At 47.5% G+C, this 14875-nt stretch carries 16 protein-coding genes; 8 read left to right on the forward strand and 8 right to left on the reverse strand.

Translation table 11 applies throughout. From position 1 onward, the window contains the following. The first annotated feature begins 16 nt into the window (after positions 1-16). On the forward strand, positions 17-1243 hold the full coding sequence (locus tag QXT17_RS08465; protein ID WP_342783049.1) for an ATP-binding protein: 1227 nt from the start codon (positions 17-19) through the stop codon (positions 1241-1243). A 349-nt stretch (positions 1244-1592) separates the two neighbouring features. Here the strand turns inward: QXT17_RS08465 and QXT17_RS08470 are convergent, their stop codons facing one another. Together QXT17_RS08470 and QXT17_RS08475 are read right to left on the reverse strand one after the other, a co-directional pair. Next, complete coding sequence (locus QXT17_RS08470; RefSeq protein WP_342783050.1) at positions 1593-2009, reverse strand: nucleotidyltransferase domain-containing protein; 417 nt, start codon at positions 2007-2009, stop codon at positions 1593-1595. Between the two features lie 90 nt (positions 2010-2099). Next, a complete protein-coding gene (locus QXT17_RS08475; RefSeq protein WP_342783051.1) occupies positions 2100-2459 on the reverse strand; it encodes a HEPN domain-containing protein in 360 nt (119 codons plus the stop codon). Between the two features lie 490 nt (positions 2460-2949). On the opposite strand from QXT17_RS08475, the gene QXT17_RS08480 reads away from it, so the two are divergent. After that, positions 2950-3120 (forward strand): DUF4428 domain-containing protein, encoded by a 171-nt coding sequence (locus QXT17_RS08480; protein WP_020963362.1) that lies wholly within the window; start codon positions 2950-2952, stop codon positions 3118-3120. Between the two features lie 34 nt (positions 3121-3154). Continuing rightward, positions 3155-4054 (forward strand): cysteine synthase family protein, encoded by a 900-nt coding sequence (locus tag QXT17_RS08485; protein WP_020963361.1) that lies wholly within the window; start codon positions 3155-3157, stop codon positions 4052-4054. Between the two features lie 17 nt (positions 4055-4071). Here the strand turns inward: QXT17_RS08485 and QXT17_RS08490 are convergent, their stop codons facing one another. The 3 genes from QXT17_RS08490 to QXT17_RS08500 are packed head-to-tail and all read right to left on the reverse strand — an operon-like array spanning position 4072 to position 6716. After that, positions 4072-4923: an ABC transporter permease gene (locus QXT17_RS08490; protein WP_020963360.1), complete on the reverse strand. Its 852-nt coding sequence runs from the start codon at positions 4921-4923 to the stop codon at positions 4072-4074. Then, positions 4886-5725 (reverse strand): ABC transporter permease, encoded by an 840-nt coding sequence (locus tag QXT17_RS08495; protein ID WP_187147016.1) that lies wholly within the window; start codon positions 5723-5725, stop codon positions 4886-4888. The genes QXT17_RS08490 and QXT17_RS08495 overlap by 38 nt, the downstream gene beginning before the upstream one ends. Next, entirely contained in the window at positions 5709-6716 is a 1008-nt protein-coding gene (locus QXT17_RS08500; RefSeq protein WP_020963358.1) for an ABC transporter ATP-binding protein, read from the reverse strand. Before QXT17_RS08500 ends, QXT17_RS08495 begins: the two co-directional genes overlap by 17 nt. A gap of 143 nt (positions 6717-6859) precedes the next feature. On the opposite strand from QXT17_RS08500, the gene QXT17_RS08505 reads away from it, so the two are divergent. The 5 genes from QXT17_RS08505 to QXT17_RS08525 are packed head-to-tail and all read left to right on the forward strand — an operon-like array spanning position 6860 to position 12777. Continuing rightward, positions 6860-8755: an ASKHA domain-containing protein gene (locus QXT17_RS08505; RefSeq protein ID WP_020963356.1), complete on the forward strand. Its 1896-nt coding sequence runs from the start codon at positions 6860-6862 to the stop codon at positions 8753-8755. Between the two features lie 53 nt (positions 8756-8808). Next, on the forward strand, positions 8809-9237 hold the full coding sequence (locus QXT17_RS08510; RefSeq protein ID WP_020963355.1) for a PadR family transcriptional regulator: 429 nt from the start codon (positions 8809-8811) through the stop codon (positions 9235-9237). 43 nt (positions 9238-9280) lie between these two features. Then, positions 9281-10849 (forward strand): COG1361 S-layer family protein, encoded by a 1569-nt coding sequence (locus QXT17_RS08515; protein ID WP_020963354.1) that lies wholly within the window; start codon positions 9281-9283, stop codon positions 10847-10849. Between the two features lie 10 nt (positions 10850-10859). Then, entirely contained in the window at positions 10860-12041 is a 1182-nt protein-coding gene (locus tag QXT17_RS08520) for an ABC transporter permease (RefSeq protein ID WP_020963353.1), read from the forward strand. Next, entirely contained in the window at positions 12034-12777 is a 744-nt protein-coding gene (locus QXT17_RS08525) for an ABC transporter ATP-binding protein (RefSeq protein WP_020963352.1), read from the forward strand. Before QXT17_RS08520 ends, QXT17_RS08525 begins: the two co-directional genes overlap by 8 nt. Here QXT17_RS08525 and QXT17_RS08530 read toward each other — a convergent pair. From QXT17_RS08530 to QXT17_RS08540, 3 genes are all read right to left on the reverse strand, one after another. Continuing rightward, positions 12752-13099, reverse strand: coding sequence for a hypothetical protein (locus QXT17_RS08530; protein WP_148682173.1), 348 nt, complete (start codon positions 13097-13099; stop codon positions 12752-12754). The two genes, QXT17_RS08525 and QXT17_RS08530, sit on opposite strands and share 26 nt — an antisense overlap. Positions 13100-13172: 73 nt before the next feature. Beyond that, positions 13173-13625 carry a hypothetical protein gene (locus QXT17_RS08535; RefSeq protein ID WP_020963350.1) on the reverse strand — a complete coding sequence of 151 codons (453 nt, stop codon included), beginning with the start codon at positions 13623-13625 and terminating at the stop codon, positions 13173-13175. 602 nt (positions 13626-14227) lie between these two features. Further along, positions 14228-14875: formate dehydrogenase accessory sulfurtransferase FdhD (locus tag QXT17_RS08540; protein ID WP_342815816.1), on the reverse strand; the 648-nt coding region annotated here is incomplete at its 5' end.

The raw sequence follows: 14875 nt of genomic DNA on the forward strand, positions 1-14875 counted from the left end.
TATAGTTAGACTATTTATGGTTAGTATAATACGATTTAGTGAAGTAGAAAGGTTTAGAAACACAGGTAGATGGGTTCTTGTTTATGGCAGGAGGAAGGTGGGGAAGAGCTTTTTTGTTAGGAGCTCCGTAGAGTATCATAGGTACTATTTTGTTGGCAGGGGCGGGTTCATATATGAGGAAGACTCTGTTTTGAGCTATGAGGCGTTTAAGCGGGAGGTTGTCCAGAGCTTGGATAGAGACGAGGCTGTGGTTGTTGATGAAGTCCAGCGATTGCCGGGCGAATTTTTTGACTTGCTTCACAGGCTGGGGGTGAGGGGGAGGCTTGTAGCTGTCTCTTCGACACTGTGGCTGGCTAGGGAGCTAATTGGGAAGCGCTCGCCTGTTCTTGGCCTCTTCTCGGACTTTAGAATGGGCTTAATAGACGAGGTAGACATTTTGATGAACCTGAGGGACAAGATAAGCGACAAGAAAAAGTTGGTAGAGTACTCTATCTTTTTGAGAGAGCCGTGGCTTGTCCCCGTTTGGGAGAGTGCTGGAGATTTTTTTAGGGCCCTTCCAGGAACGGTGAGGCTCACTGTCCCCTCGCTTATTGGGGAGATTTTTACGGAGGAAGAGAGGATGTATACCCGTGTATACGACGGCATACTAAAAGCAGTAGCCGATGGAAGGCAGGTGTCGACTGAGATAGCTTCACAGCTATACTCGCACAGGTTGATCCCGGCACAGGATCCGAGCTTGGTGCATCCTTACCTAAAGATACTCGCAGATATAGGGCTACTTGAGAAAGTTAAGATTTATGGGAAAAACAAGTATTATTATAGGCATGCTTCCCCGGTGATAGACTACTATTATTATCTTGATGCGAAGTATGGGGTAAGCGAGAGAGATATTCAGGAGACCCAGGCCTTAAAGGTGCTGGCCGAGAGGATACCTCTCTATGCTGAACAGTTCGTGGCAAGATTGTTGTCGAGAAAGATGGGGCTTTGGCCCGAGAAGATTGTCGAAAAGGACTATGAAGTAGATATAGCGCTTACGGATTTCCAGAAACTAGTAGCCGTAGTCGAGGTGAAGTGGAAAGAGAAAATCCCAAGAAGCGAGTTGAGAAACATAGAGGAGAAGCTATCAAGATTTCCATGCAAAAGAATTCTCTTCGTACCAAACAGGGAGGATCTGCCTTGGGAGCCAGAAAGAGTCGAAGTATGGGACGTGGAAAGTGTCATCTCTACTGATACCCAGAAGTAAAAAGTTCCTCAAACCCAAACTTCAAAAGCCTTGTCTCCTTTTGCTGTGATGTCTTAAAGTACCCCTTAAGGTAAGCGCCTAAAAATTGTGTGATGAGGCAACTCACAGCATTGATTTAGCATATTGCTTTGCTAATCAAACCTATCTGAAACTACTTTACAGATGTGTACACAGCATAGACTCATCATGCTTACCGCGCGCGCTGGGTATGGCTTCTTTAAATTCTAAGTCTCCTCTTTTCTTGCTTAGATGATGATGTCCCTTATTGATAGGGGTGGGTAAGGGTTGTTTCTGGGGGAAAGATATTGAGGGGGACACTATTCTTCGGTATGCATCTATTGGTAAGTGGTTAGCATAGTTTCTTTAGCGACCAGATTCTTCCTATTCTTTTGTATTTTCTGGCTACAATTTCCTTGGATGTTTGTAGGAGCTTTTCTGGGTCGTGGAGTATTATGCCGTCGGTCAGGGCGTCAAGAAGCAGTCCCCATCCTCCTTCAATGCCCTCTAATAGTTCTTCTGGGGTTAGCCAGATATCCTCTATGGCCATCGGCTCGCTCTTATATTTTAGCGCAATGAACCTCCTTTCAGCTATGTTTGGTGGGAGACCTTTAGCTACGATCAGCAGGTTTACATCGCTCTGGGGATATGGCATAGCTGTCCCTCTGGAGAGGGAGCCGAACAACAGAACTCCAACAACATTCTTATCCTCAAGGACGCTGGACAGGTACCTGTTTAAATCCTGCAAGTACCTTTTATCCCTTATCATCGACTCTAGCAATCCAGCTCGCCTATAATCTTCTTGGCAAATTTGAGAACTTCTAAAGCATTAGTGATTAGTAATCTTGCCTTCGTCTCATCATATATTTCGGAGGGGCTTAATTATCCTCTCAACAGTTTCCCACACATACCTTGGAGTAACGCCCTCATCCTCGAGGACAAGTGAAAGCGATATCAGTCCGTCTAGTTCCTGCATTAGTTCTTCGCGTAAATAAATTAGCCCGGAAGCTATGGGGGCTTTTAAAACTAGGCTTGGTCTGTGGGTTTTCCTAGGCTCAAATCCTAGTGCTACGATTAATCCCTTTAAGGATTTCTGGGCACACAGCTCGGCGTGGAACACGGAGTTGGCATAGCGTCCTTCATTGTAGTCAGCCTTGGAGTCTTCAAGATCCTCCTCCGCCATAGAAATCCAGTCCAGCGTCTTTCTGTTCACATGCATTGAACACTACCAGTCTCTTAAGCAAAACCAAATTTAAGGTAGTAATAAACATTTAGCAACTATTATTGTGCTAGGACGGGGGTAGTAAGCTTGTCTGCCGGCTGTGCAAAAATATTCTTTATTATTATCTCGATTTTTGTTTTAGACTCTTGGCAATTTGAGGGGTAACGTTTGTGACTAGCGGGGGGAGTTAGTTACTAACCGGGAGAGGTAGTAAAATGTAGTTCGATATTACTCCGAAGGAGAGAAGGGAGGATCTTTTCTATAGAGAAAGGGAGTTTGCAGAAATTATAGAGGCAGATTGAGAAGACGAGTATGATCAGAGCTTCCTCGAGAGGATTTCCTGCTCGACCTGAGGCAAAGGTGTTTTTGTGAAAACGATGTGTTGATGCCATTTTTAGTCAGATACATTTAGCGCGCACTTTCGCCTGAAGGCAAGATTTATTTTTATATCTCTAAATTTGATTATATCTTTTCGAGGTGATACGGCGTGAAGAAGTATAAGTGTGCGATCTGCGGGAAAGAAGTTGAGACACTGCTTTTTGCCGAGCACAAGGAGCTAGGTGGCGTGTGGGTTTGTAGAGACTGCTGGGAGAAGCTGTACGAGAAGAACAAGCTCGTGAGTGGGGCTGGGGAGTCTTCTAGCTGTTGTGGCGGCTAGCTATACTTATATATTTTTATGGGTTTCTTGTGGTATGCTTTTGGAGAAGCTTGAAGCTGTTTCGAGGCTTATTGGCAATACGCCTGTCGTTGGGTTAGATGTGGGCCCTGGAAAAGTCTATGTTAAGCTTGAATACATGAATCCCACGGGTAGCCACAAGGACAGGATCGCGTATTACATGTTGCGTGAAGCTGTTTCCCGAGACCTACTAAAGGACAACGACAAGGTTGTGGAGGCTTCGAGCGGCAACACGGCTATAAGTGTTAGCTGGGTCTGCAACCTTCTCGGCCTAAAGCCCGTGATATTTACTGAAGACACTGTTTCCAGGGGCAAGCTTGCCCTACTGCGGGGGCTCGGTGCAGAGATCCACTTGGTTCCCCGTAGGCCCTACGGGGATCCTGGGCACTACGTTAATGTGGCTAGAAGGTTTGCCGAGGAAAATGGCCTTGTCTTCCTAAACCAGTACGACAACGACGCAAACTGGCGTGCACACTACGAGACTACTGGCCCTGAAATACGTAGGCAGGTCGAGAGCTTCGACGCATTTATTATGGGCGTAGGAACTGGCGGTACTATTGTTGGGGTCGGTAAATATCTCTGCGAAAATTTGCCAGGCGTGAGGATAATAGGCGTGGCGCCGAGCGGGTCTCCTCTGCTTGGCGGCAGCTTGGGCGACAATATTGAGGGTCTTGCCTCCACACTTGTCTCGGGGATTTTTTCGAGGTATGGCTCGGTTGTCGACGAGTTGGTGGGTGTCTCGCTTGAAGAGGCGATTAGCGGCGTTAGGGAACTAATGTCTAGGGGTATTCTGGCCGGGCCCTCGAGCGGTGCAAACTTCTATGTTGCTACTAGGTATGCGATGCGTGGGCTTAGAGTAGTGACTTTGGCTGCTGACTCTATTATGCGGTATCCAGAGGTAATAGAGAAACTATAGGAGGTATTTTCTTTGTTTTAGTATGCCCCCAGTTGTCCAGTTGCTTTAAGATTTTTCTCTACTAGGTACAGTGCAAGTAGTCCCAGCGACAAGTATACGGAGATTTCTAGAACGTATAGGGCCCACTCTATACCTGGAGGGAAAATTGTTGGAGTGCCTAGGGCATAGTGTCTTAGTAGGTCTGCTGTGTAGGTAAACGGCAGTGGGTAAGCTATTAGCCTTAGTGGTTCTGGAAGCGTGGTTACTGGGAAAAATATTCCGCATATCCCGAGAATCAGGAATTGAAGTATGTTTGTGAGGGGTCCCACGTTTTTGTATTTGAATACGGCTGCCCCGTATAGGAGGCCGAAGCCGAGGGATGCAACGAGTCCAGACAGTAGTGTGACGAGGGTTAAGATTGGATTTAGGAGGATTATGTTTATGCCGAAGAGAAAAACAAAGAATACAAACGAATATATGACTGATAGGGTGAGCGAGAAGAGCCTCGTAAATATGTTTCTCGAGAAGAGGATTGCCCTATTGGCATTTGTTAGGAGGAGGAACTCTAGGGTGCCTGTCTGTTGCTCCCTCCTAATAGCCATGCCGAAGGTCCAGAGGCCCGACGATACGATGTCCCAGAGTACCATCGCCCAAAGGAAAGAGTTCAGTATTAAGGGGTCGCGCCACTGTTCCTGTGGCAGGAATAGAAGCATGGGGACAATTATCATGATTAGCCATGCAGGGGTCGTAATTATGTCTGAGATTAGCCATGCAATGTATCTAAAGTAGGTCTTAAACCCAATGGTTGCCGCTGCTTCTATTTCGAGTAGTAGCGCTTGTATGGATCTGGCCTTAATATTTTGAGAGCTCCCCTCTTTTCCTTGCCTCATTCTCCCACCTCTGGTAAATAGTCTTGCCGAAGGTTAGGTAGAGGAAGGCCAGCAGAACCATTACGAGTATCCTATCGCCTACTGAGAGTTGGCCTGAACTTGCGCCTATTAGTGTCTTGGTGATTATTGATACGTGGGTGGTTGGCAATAGTTGTGCTACTGCCTGGACAATCCTGGGAAAAATCTCTAATGGGTAGTAGAAGCCCGAGAGCATCGATATGAAGGCGTTAATGGTGCTTGACACGGCGTATACCTCTTTAAACCTTATAGTTAGTGCCGCTATTACCAGCCCGAGGCCGGCTAGGGGGATCAGCCCTATAAAGACTACAACGAAAATCAAGACAACGGTCAAATAGTCGTAGCCCACGATGGCTGTTGCAAGTACTATAGATATGTCGACTGCGAAGACTATGACCATCAAGATGCTCCAGGCGAAGGCATGAAGCATCCATGTCAAGACAGGGCTGTTCGGAGTCAAGTAGTGCAGTTCAAATGTTCCGATGAGCTGTTCCTCCCTTATAATAGAAGAGGCGTTTTCAATCATCACCATGCTTGCAATCATTAGGACTCCCCCCACGACAAAATATGCTAGTGGCGTGGCTACACCCGTGTTTGCCTGGAAGTTCGAAAATGATTTTTCTCCTGCCAACGCGTAGCCGACACCAAGGTATAGGCCACTCATACCGAAAGGCATGAAGAGCACTAGTAGCAAGCTCCCAATGTATCTAGACATTATTTTTAGCTCCTTGGCGAGTATTCCCAGCGCGAGGGAGAAGATAGGGAACCTAGCTTTTTTCTGCAAGTCTCTCACCCGTATAGTACACAAACACATCCTCGAGCGTTGGTTCAAGGTTTCTAAGGCTCCTGATCTTTACGTCGCTATTTGCTAGCATGGCTATGATCCTGTCTAGAACCTCATCACCGCTGTAAATAATCCGTATAAGCGAAGTGTAGCCTGAACCATTATTTTCCTGCAAGGACACTGCTTCGACCCCACCAATACCTTTCAGCCCCGCCTCGAGCTTTCTGTAGTTTCCGGAGACCTCTAGCTCCACTACCCGTTTGCCTGAGACCTTTTCTTTTAGCTCTCTCGGAGTCCCAATAGCGATGATCCTCCCCTTGTTTATTATTGCGACCCTGTCTGAGAGGTATTCAGCCTCAAACATGTTATGCGTGGTCAACAGAATAGTTTTTCCCTGTTTCTTTAGCTCGAGAACAACCTCTCTTACCTTCCTGGCAGAATTCGGGTCGAGCCCAATGGTAGGCTCGTCCAAGAACAGGATGGGAGGGTCGTGGAGAAGGGCACGTGCAATGTTAAGCTTTGACTTCATCCCTGTACTATATTCCTCAACAAGCCTGTCGGCATCGCCTGCAAGATCCAGCATGTTAAATAGCTCGTTGATTCTTCTCTCTGCATAGTCACGCTGGAGGTGGTAGAGCCTCGCAAAGTACATGAGGTTCTCTCTCCCCGTAAGCTTCCAGTAAAACCCCCTGTCACTGTACAAGCTGACTCCTATGCTCTCCCTAACCATCTTTGCCTCGGTGACAACGTTAAACCCGTTGACCCAGGCTTCGCCAGAGTCAGGTAAAAGTAGCGTGCTCAGTATCTTTATTGTTGTAGTTTTTCCCGCCCCATTTGGGCCTAGAAGCCCAAAGATCTCTCCGAAATTGATGTAGAAACTTACATCGTTTACTGCAACTATCTCCCTCTGTTTTCCGCGGAAAAGTATCCCACCTTCACGTGTCCTGAAGATTTTCCTAAGGTTGCGGGCCTCTACAGCATAGCTACCCATACAGACTCTAAAAATCTCGAGTGTGGCGATATATAAATTTTACTTTATACATTGGACCCTAAGCGAAATAATGCTCAAAAAAAGGAAACTCAAAGGGGTAACCTTTAAGAGTTTCCAGCAAGAAGTCTCTCCCCAAGATATCGATGGCAAAGATCATCCTAGAGCCCGAGGGAAAAAGAATTCCAGCCCATAGGGGCCAGACACTACTCCAAGTCCTCAGAGACACCGGCGTCATTCTCGAATCCCTCTGCGGAGGCTTCGGGGCATGCGGCAAAGACAAGGTATTGATAGTAAGGGGACAAGAATCTCTGAATCCTCTCACGAGGAGCGAGGAAAAGTTTCTAACCTTAGACGAAGCCAGGAAGGGATACAGGCTGGCCTGCCAGGCAAGGATTATCGAAGACGGGGACATCGTCGTTTTTGTCCCCCCGGAAAGCAGGGCCAAACCTACACAGAGAAAGATTGTCAGTGAAGGATACATGAGAAACGTTACGTTAGACCCATTAGTCAAAAGGATAAAGGTTGTTCTCAGAGCTCCCAGCCTAGAGGACCCTAGAAGCGACTACGAGAGACTAGCAGACACACTAAGAAAAGTGCTAGAGACAAACGACGTGAAGGCTTCCCTGGACGTCTTAAGAGATTTACCCAACAAAGCAAGAAACAGCAACTGGAGCCTATCCCTCGTGCTTTGGGGCAACGAGATAGTTTCGATAGAAGAGACAACAAGCCAGCGACCCGTTTACGGGCTGGCCGTAGACATAGGCACCTCGAAGATTGTTGTTCACCTCGTAAACCTTGAAAATGGCAAGATTGAGAGAGTAGCCTTCGCAGAGAACCCCCAGCTTAGCTATGGAGAAGACATAATGTCGAGGATGTCCTATGCAAACATCGGCCCCGAGAATTTGCAACGGCTACACTGGCTTTTGATAGACGCAATAAATAGCCTAATCGAGAAAGTTGTCTCAGAGGCAGGTGTTTCCAGCGAGGACATATACGAGGCAGTAATCGTTGGCAACACGGCTATGCACCACTTTTTCCTGGGCCTGCCCACCCGCTACCTGTCCTCCTCTCCGTTTACACCCGTAATCACTAGGAGCTATAGTCTTGAAGCTCGAGAAGTCGGCCTGAAGATAAACAGGCGTGGAAAGGTAACTGTACTGCCAGTGATAGCAGGCTATGTTGGTGCAGACGCAGTTGCAGACGCCCTCGCAATAGGTCTCGTCGAAAAAAGCGAAGACATTCTCCTGGTGGACATAGGTACAAACACTGATATATTTGCAGGAAACGCTGAGGACTATGTAACTTGCTCCACGCCATCTGGACCAGCCCTAGAAGGGGGACACATAACTTTCGGGATGAAGGCTGTTGAGGGGGCGATAGAAAGGGTAACAATTGATGAGGGTGGAGACGTAGAATACAGAACCATAAACAATGCCCCTCCGAGCGGCATATGCGGCTCTGGAATTATAGACGCTGTTGCCCAACTATTCCTGCGGGGCATAATAGATAAGCGTGGAAAATTTGTCGGGGGATCGGCAACTGAGAGACTTATCAGAGACGAAAAGGGCCGCGGATATGTAATTGCTTGGAGCAACGAGACAAGCATTGGGAAAAACATAGTGTTGTGGGAAAAGGACATTAGCGAGTTCCTGCTTGCAAAGGCCGCGATATATGCGGGAATATCGATAGCATTAAAGAGAAGAAAACTGGATCCAGAAAACCTTAGCGAGGTTCTCATTGCCGGCTCCTTCGGCTACCACATAGACCCATTCCACGCGAAGGTTGTCGGGATGATCCCAGACGTAGAGCTGGAAAAGATAAAATTCGTTGGTAACACGGCGATAGCTGGCGCTGATCTAGCACTACTTTCGAGAAAGGCACGCGAAGAAGCAGAAATAATTGCCAAGCGAGCAAGATACTTCGAGCTCTCCCTGGATCCCCTCTTCAACAAAGAATTCGCTTATGCGTTACAACTGCCTCATCGGGAACTGGAAAGATTCCCAAGCATCGCTGAAATAGTTGCGAGAAAGGATTTGTGAGGTCTCATCTAGATGGAAAAACTTTATATAGGTAAAACATATCGGTTACTGATATGCACATATTCATGGGTAGATTTGCGAAAAATCCTCTCACGTTAACAATCCTATCCCTATTACGGAGACGTCCCATGACAGGAATCGAGATAATCGAAGAAATAGAAGCAATGACGCTTGGCTTCTGGAAACCTTCTCCTGGAGCCGTATATCCAACACTAAAGCTCCTAGAAAAGAATGGGCTTGTGAGGCACGAGGAGAAGGGATGGCAAAAGGTCTACTATTTGACAGACAAGGGAAGACTAGAGCTCGAGAAGATGTGCATGCCTGGGCAACCTGAGACATTGGAGGATGTCTTGAGTATAATAGAGGGCTACGTTGAATACCTCAAGGAGTCAGGTTTGGCACTGAAGGTATCGGCCGAGTCGAGAGAAAAACTAAAGAAAATAGTTGAAGAACTTGCTAAGCTTTCGTCTTCTGCGCAGTAACGATAAATATATTAATATCGGTAAACGATAAGGTCCGATTAACATGTGGACGCTTAAAAACAAAAACAGATTTGCTGCCATAGCCACTGCCGTGCTTCTCGTTATCTCCGTCTCAACTTTTTCTCAACCGGTGACCAAGGGTACCCTCGGGAGCAAGGTCGTTGTCTTTACCTTGGAAGGCATCAATGTACTGGACAGTAGCTATCCCGCCAGCGTTGTACAGGTAACAGTCTCGTATTTTGGAACATATACCTTGCTAGGCTCATCCATGCAACTAAAGATTACCTGCGGCAACTCTACATATACAACGGACCCCGTTAGCTTGGGTTCCTGGCGTCCATCAACACAGAAAATTGCTACCTTCACAGTGGACACAACCAAGCTAAGTTCCAATTGCCAGAGCGAAATAGTTATTTCCTGGAGCGACTCGTGGGACGATTCCCTAAAAATGAATACAGGATACGGTGGGACAACATCTCTAGACACGACTCTCACGGCTTGCTGGGGAGAACAGCTACAGGTCTCCCTGAATCCACAGCCCACGTATTTGTCCTCTGTTAACCCTGTCTTCCTAACGGTCGTGAACAGTGGACAAAGTAGCGTTGACAATTTAGTGATTACGATTATTCCCCAAGGCTCCCTACTGCTTAACACGTCGATACCCACGGTACTAGAGGTTGGCCGGCTAGATCCCGGCATGAAAAAGAGCCTGCCCCTACAAATTATTCCTCAAAGCAACTTTCCATCTCTAGCAGTAACACTCAGCTACACTGACTGTATGGGAAACAAGAAGACATCTTCCCTCCAAATCCCATTCTATGCAACAACAGGCCAAAGCATACTCGTAGTCCCCGAGCCGTCTGTCCTCGCTTCGGGCCAGGCCTCCAACGTCAACCTAAAGGTGATAAATGCTGGAAACGTTCCAATAAAGAACCTTAACATTATACTGAGCCTCCAAAAAAGCCCGCTAAGCATTTCTCCGGCAATGCTCAGCATCGGTGATCTCCGGCCAGGAGAAGTAAAAACAATACCGATTTCCGTGTCTGTCCCAACGACGGCCTCAAGCAGCGAGACTGTCTCGTACCAGGCCCTATACACTGTTGAAGGCGGCGGAGTCGTAAATACGGCTGGAACATTCTCCTTCTATATTGCACAAACCTCTAGGGTAACAATAACTTCGACAGACATTGTGCCACAGAGCCCGCAGGTAGGGGGAAACGTCATTGTCGCAGTGGGACTCATAAACGACGGCTCTTTCCCAGTATACGGAGTAAACGTTTCTGCAACGGCATCTCAGGGACTAGCACCTCTAAGGTCAACCTACACGTATCTGGGACAGCTCAATCCACAGGTCTTAACGTCTCTACCATTCAGCTTCAAGGCTACACTGGAAGGAGTCCAGGAGGTAAAATTCATTGTAACATACAGGGATGCCTATGGCAGAGTCATGAACACCGAAAGAACAGTCTTAATAAATGTCTCCCCGGCTACAACAAGTAGCTCTACTCAGCAAGCCTCCAATTTCAGAGACAATTCTTTACTCATAGCCCTTACACTAATAATCATTGTAGCGGTTGCATTTGCCGCATATAGGAGAAGGGCTAAAAAGTAGGGGTTAGCTAATGAACCTGTCTGACTATTTCTATATTTCCTATACAAGCATCAAGGAAAAGAAGGGAAGAGCCGTAGGAGCCGTTCTCGGAGTACTTATAGCCGTTCTTGCCCTAAGCCTCGCTCTAGGGGTTGGGGAAAGCTTCCAGAAAGCATTTGTCGAGCAGCTACAGTCAACCATAGCGGCAGATAGTGTATTTGTTATAGGTGGACCAACCGGGTTAACAGATGCAGACATAGCCTACTTCAAAAGCATACCTGGCGTTAGGAACGCACATGGCATCCTCATGGCTTCTGGAACTGTTTATACCGAGAAAGGGGAGCAACAAGTAAGCATAGTAGCTGTAGATCCAGACTTCTTGCCGAGATACCTCGGCGTGTCAGACATGAGGAAAGCTGTAGCTGAGGGCGAATCCTTTCCAAAAGGGCTGGGGGTCTTAGCCTCATATAACCTTTGGATGGACCCGGGAACCGGCAGGAAGCTACTTGATGTCGGGTCGACTCTTACAGTGAGGGTTAGCGGAAAAACGATCCAGCTGTTTGTCACAGGCCTCCTTGAACAGACAAGCTCCTCCATGTCTATGGGGCACGAGTTCCAGACAGCAACAATCTACATGGACCCCGACGCTTACTTCACGTTTATAGGTAAAACGAGGAACTATCCAGTAGCCATAGTCCTAGTAGATGACCTCAACAGGCTAGACGCGATCACCGAGAACATTAGGGCTCTGGCTCCGCCAGGTGCAAGAATCATCTCTGCCGCGGCCATGGTGAAACAGTTTACCATGCTTGTAGGCGCGCTACAAGCATTTGTTGCAATTATATCTGCGGTTGGGATGGGCGTGACGGCGCTCTGGATCTTTGACAGCACGACGATAAGCGTGACCCAGAGGACAAAGGAAATAGGCATCCTCAAGGCGCTTGGATATACAAGCAGAGACATCTTGATAATTTTCCTTCTAGAGACTGCAATCGTCTCCTCGATAGGCGTGTTCATCGGCCTTTCCCTTGCCTATATGGCTTCCAACTTCATGAAGGTCTCTGCATTCGGAATAGTAATTTCCCCCGTCTTGTCTCTGAACACCATTCTGCTGGCCGCCCTTCTACCACTTGCTTCAAATGTTTTGGCGGCATTCATACCTGCAAGGAGGGGCGCTTCGCTGAACCCTGTAGAGGCGTTGAGGTATGAGTGAAATTATCAGGCTCGAGGAAGTCTGGAAGATCTACGGTAAACCACCTAGCGAGACAATAGCGCTGGGAGGAGTCTCGCTGACAGTCAGGAAGGGCGAGTTCTTCGCAATAGTTGGTCCAAGCGGTAGCGGGAAGACAACTATGTTGCACTTGATTGGGGGCCTAGACAGGCCCACGAGGGGCAAGATATATGTCGACGGTACAGAGCTGACGGCAATAAGGAGCGACTCTGAGCTGAGCAGGTACAGGAACAAGACTGTTGGCTTCGTATTCCAGCTTTTCTACCTTATACCTAGGCTGAACGTCCTCGAAAATGTAGAGCTACCACTAGTGAAGCGCGGTATGCCTAAGGCCGAGAGGAGGAGGCTAGCCCTGGAAGCGCTGAGGACAGTCGGGATAGAGATGCTTGCATACAAGTACCCAACACAGCTAAGCGGTGGAGAACAACAAAGAGTAGCAATTGCTAGAGCCATCGTTGGTAGCCCAAGGGTTTTGCTAGCGGACGAGCCGACAGGGAACCTCGACGCGGCGAACAGCCAAATAGTTATGGATCTCTTCAAGAGGCTTAACCGAGAGCTAGGAATGACAATAATAATGGTTACCCACAACCTCGAGCTTATATGGAACTGTGACAGAGTTGCCCGGATGTATAGTGGGAAACTCTTGGGCATCTATACTCCTGAAAAGTACAGCGAGCTCATAGCCAGCTTTGTCAAGAAAGGCCAGCAAGAAACCTAGTGATGTCGCTTTTCTTCTTTCTCTCCAGCGTCTCAATTATTCTCCTGATGAGCTCGTCCCACGCTATAGCGTCCCGTAAAGCCCATTGAACTATAAAACCGGTAGCCTCCTTAAGCATAGACATAAACATCTGCCAAGACACACCCTCGTGCCTAAGCGTCTCGCCCCAGTGGCTCCAAAGATACCTTGCCAATATGTTCCCCGTCCACACGGCTAGATTGTCTCCTTCCTCGCCCGGGCCCAGCGCGGAGCGAAGAGTCTTTATCTTTGCCTTTATGTCTACGGGCTCTGAAGGCACACTCAGCCTGTATTCATATGACAATATGAGCCCCAAGAGTCAATGATAAGCATAGAAATTAAATTAACGTGTAAAAAGTGAAAGAAAAAAAATTGTTTTAGGTACTGAAGGAAACCTTGACCCCGAAGAAGTCCTTCACGTGCGGCTTAAACATGTACCAAAGTATCAAGGCAGCGATCAACAATCCGATAAGCGACGTGGGGTCTCCCCTGGCTGTTCCAGCCAATCCGCTTAGAAGCCCCAACGCTTCAAGGATCACTGTTAGCCACCATGCCCATCCCTTGCCCGTCCAAAGCCCCCAGCCAACCACGAGCCCTATCAAACCAGCGATGAGGAAGCCTATTCCTAGGGCACCAACTAAAACAGAAAATATTGGTGGCAGGCCCGATGCGATTTGTGCCATTATAGGTCCGGCAGCAATGAAAACTATCCCTAATAGGATTGCTAGTCCTCCACCAATAAAGTTGAGTAGGGCAAGGACAGTTATTCCAGTTGGTCTTTGACGCGGCGGCGGAGGAGGAGTAAAAGCTATCTGTGCTCCGGGTTGCATATTTCTATCAATATATTTTTATTTTACCTGTATTTAACACTTTTGGCTTTAAAAATTTTTTAATGCAGGACGTCGTTATTTTCAATGGAAAATATCGGCTTTTAATACAATTAATTAAAATACATGTACATAAATGATATTTAAGATTCATCATTATTATCATTAATGCCTATGCTACAACCAAAAGATATTATAGAAAAGCAGTTGCACGGACTTCGAGAAGCATTGAACCGCGAGGCACAACTTATGCCAGAAGCCGACACTTATTCTTGTTCGCGAAAAGCCCGAACTCACGTATATTTCTAGGGAGACAAAAGCCAGATGCATATGTGGCCACGAAAAAGATATCGAGCCATATACTTGTCCAAGCTGTGGGAGGCAGGGACGCGGCAACTTCGAGGTCTATGTTGCCCCTGGAAGCTCTGTAAGGGTCTATGTCTGTAAGAACTGTGGTCACAGGTTTGCAGAGATACAGGATACGGGTCTAGGCGAGAAAGAGCTCCAGGTACTACACGGGGCTATTAGGCTCCTTCTAAGAGAAGTGGAGCTCTCTAGCCATGAAACTGGGTAGAAACAAGTTATAGTTGGGCTCCCTCTCTTGGTCAAAAAATTATTCTTTCTGGATGCGTATAAATGTTGAACCTATTATTCCTAGCGAAGCCTATCAGAGTTATACCGTTCTGCTCGGCGACCTGTATTCCCTGAAGGGTGGGAGCCGCCTTTGATGCTACAAGCCTTACCCCCACCGAGGCAAGCTTCTCGACGATGCTCTTTGTGAGCCTACAGGACACGGCAAATCCCACAGCTGAGGGTTCAATATTTGACTTTGCCAGGAACCCTATACACTTGTCCACGGCACAGTGCCTGCTAACGTCCTCAACATGGAACAATACTTCGCCGCTTGGCATAAAGCAAAGCGCACAGTGAAAAGCCCCCGTTTCCCGAAAAGCCGAACCCCTAGTGTACAAAGCCTCGACAGCAGAAATTATCTTTTCGACAGGGAACCTGGCTTCCCTCCTCGTGAAGACCGCCTCAACCAGCTCTTCATCCACCTTTATCTTTCCATTCTCAATCCTTATTTGTGTAGGAGACTTAGGCTTTGAGCTCCGCTCTGCTAGGAAGCCGTAGGCCAGCTCCTCTATATTATTTGGAGAACACATGTACGAAGCCTGCCTGGACCCATTTATATAAAGCTCGTATTCCTCCTCAACTGCAATCTTGTCTCTGCACCTCTCTGTTTTGCCCCCCCC

Origin of the sequence: Thermofilum sp., assembly GCF_038871435.1 — an archaeon.
GTDB lineage: Archaea > Thermoproteota > Thermoprotei > Thermofilales > Thermofilaceae > Thermofilum > Thermofilum adornatum.

What these genes read in the sequence shown, in the direction of transcription:
- QXT17_RS08465 (WP_342783049.1), top strand. Translation starts at nt 17, where the DNA reads ATGGTTAGTATAATACGATTTAGTGAAGTAGAAAGGTTTAGAAACACA.
- QXT17_RS08470 (WP_342783050.1), bottom strand. Translation starts at nt 2,009, where the DNA reads ATGATAAGGGATAAAAGGTACTTGCAGGATTTAAACAGGTACCTGTCC.
- QXT17_RS08475 (WP_342783051.1), bottom strand. Translation starts at nt 2,459, where the DNA reads ATGCATGTGAACAGAAAGACGCTGGACTGGATTTCTATGGCGGAGGAG.
- QXT17_RS08485 (WP_020963361.1), top strand. Translation starts at nt 3,155, where the DNA reads ATGCTTTTGGAGAAGCTTGAAGCTGTTTCGAGGCTTATTGGCAATACG.
- QXT17_RS08490 (WP_020963360.1), bottom strand. Translation starts at nt 4,923, where the DNA reads ATGAGGCAAGGAAAAGAGGGGAGCTCTCAAAATATTAAGGCCAGATCC.
- QXT17_RS08500 (WP_020963358.1), bottom strand. Translation starts at nt 6,716, where the DNA reads ATGGGTAGCTATGCTGTAGAGGCCCGCAACCTTAGGAAAATCTTCAGG.
- QXT17_RS08505 (WP_020963356.1), top strand. Translation starts at nt 6,860, where the DNA reads ATGGCAAAGATCATCCTAGAGCCCGAGGGAAAAAGAATTCCAGCCCAT.
- QXT17_RS08510 (WP_020963355.1), top strand. Translation starts at nt 8,809, where the DNA reads ATGCACATATTCATGGGTAGATTTGCGAAAAATCCTCTCACGTTAACA.
- QXT17_RS08515 (WP_020963354.1), top strand. Translation starts at nt 9,281, where the DNA reads ATGTGGACGCTTAAAAACAAAAACAGATTTGCTGCCATAGCCACTGCC.
- QXT17_RS08520 (WP_020963353.1), top strand. Translation starts at nt 10,860, where the DNA reads ATGAACCTGTCTGACTATTTCTATATTTCCTATACAAGCATCAAGGAA.
- QXT17_RS08525 (WP_020963352.1), top strand. Translation starts at nt 12,034, where the DNA reads ATGAGTGAAATTATCAGGCTCGAGGAAGTCTGGAAGATCTACGGTAAA.
- QXT17_RS08535 (WP_020963350.1), bottom strand. Translation starts at nt 13,625, where the DNA reads ATGCAACCCGGAGCACAGATAGCTTTTACTCCTCCTCCGCCGCCGCGT.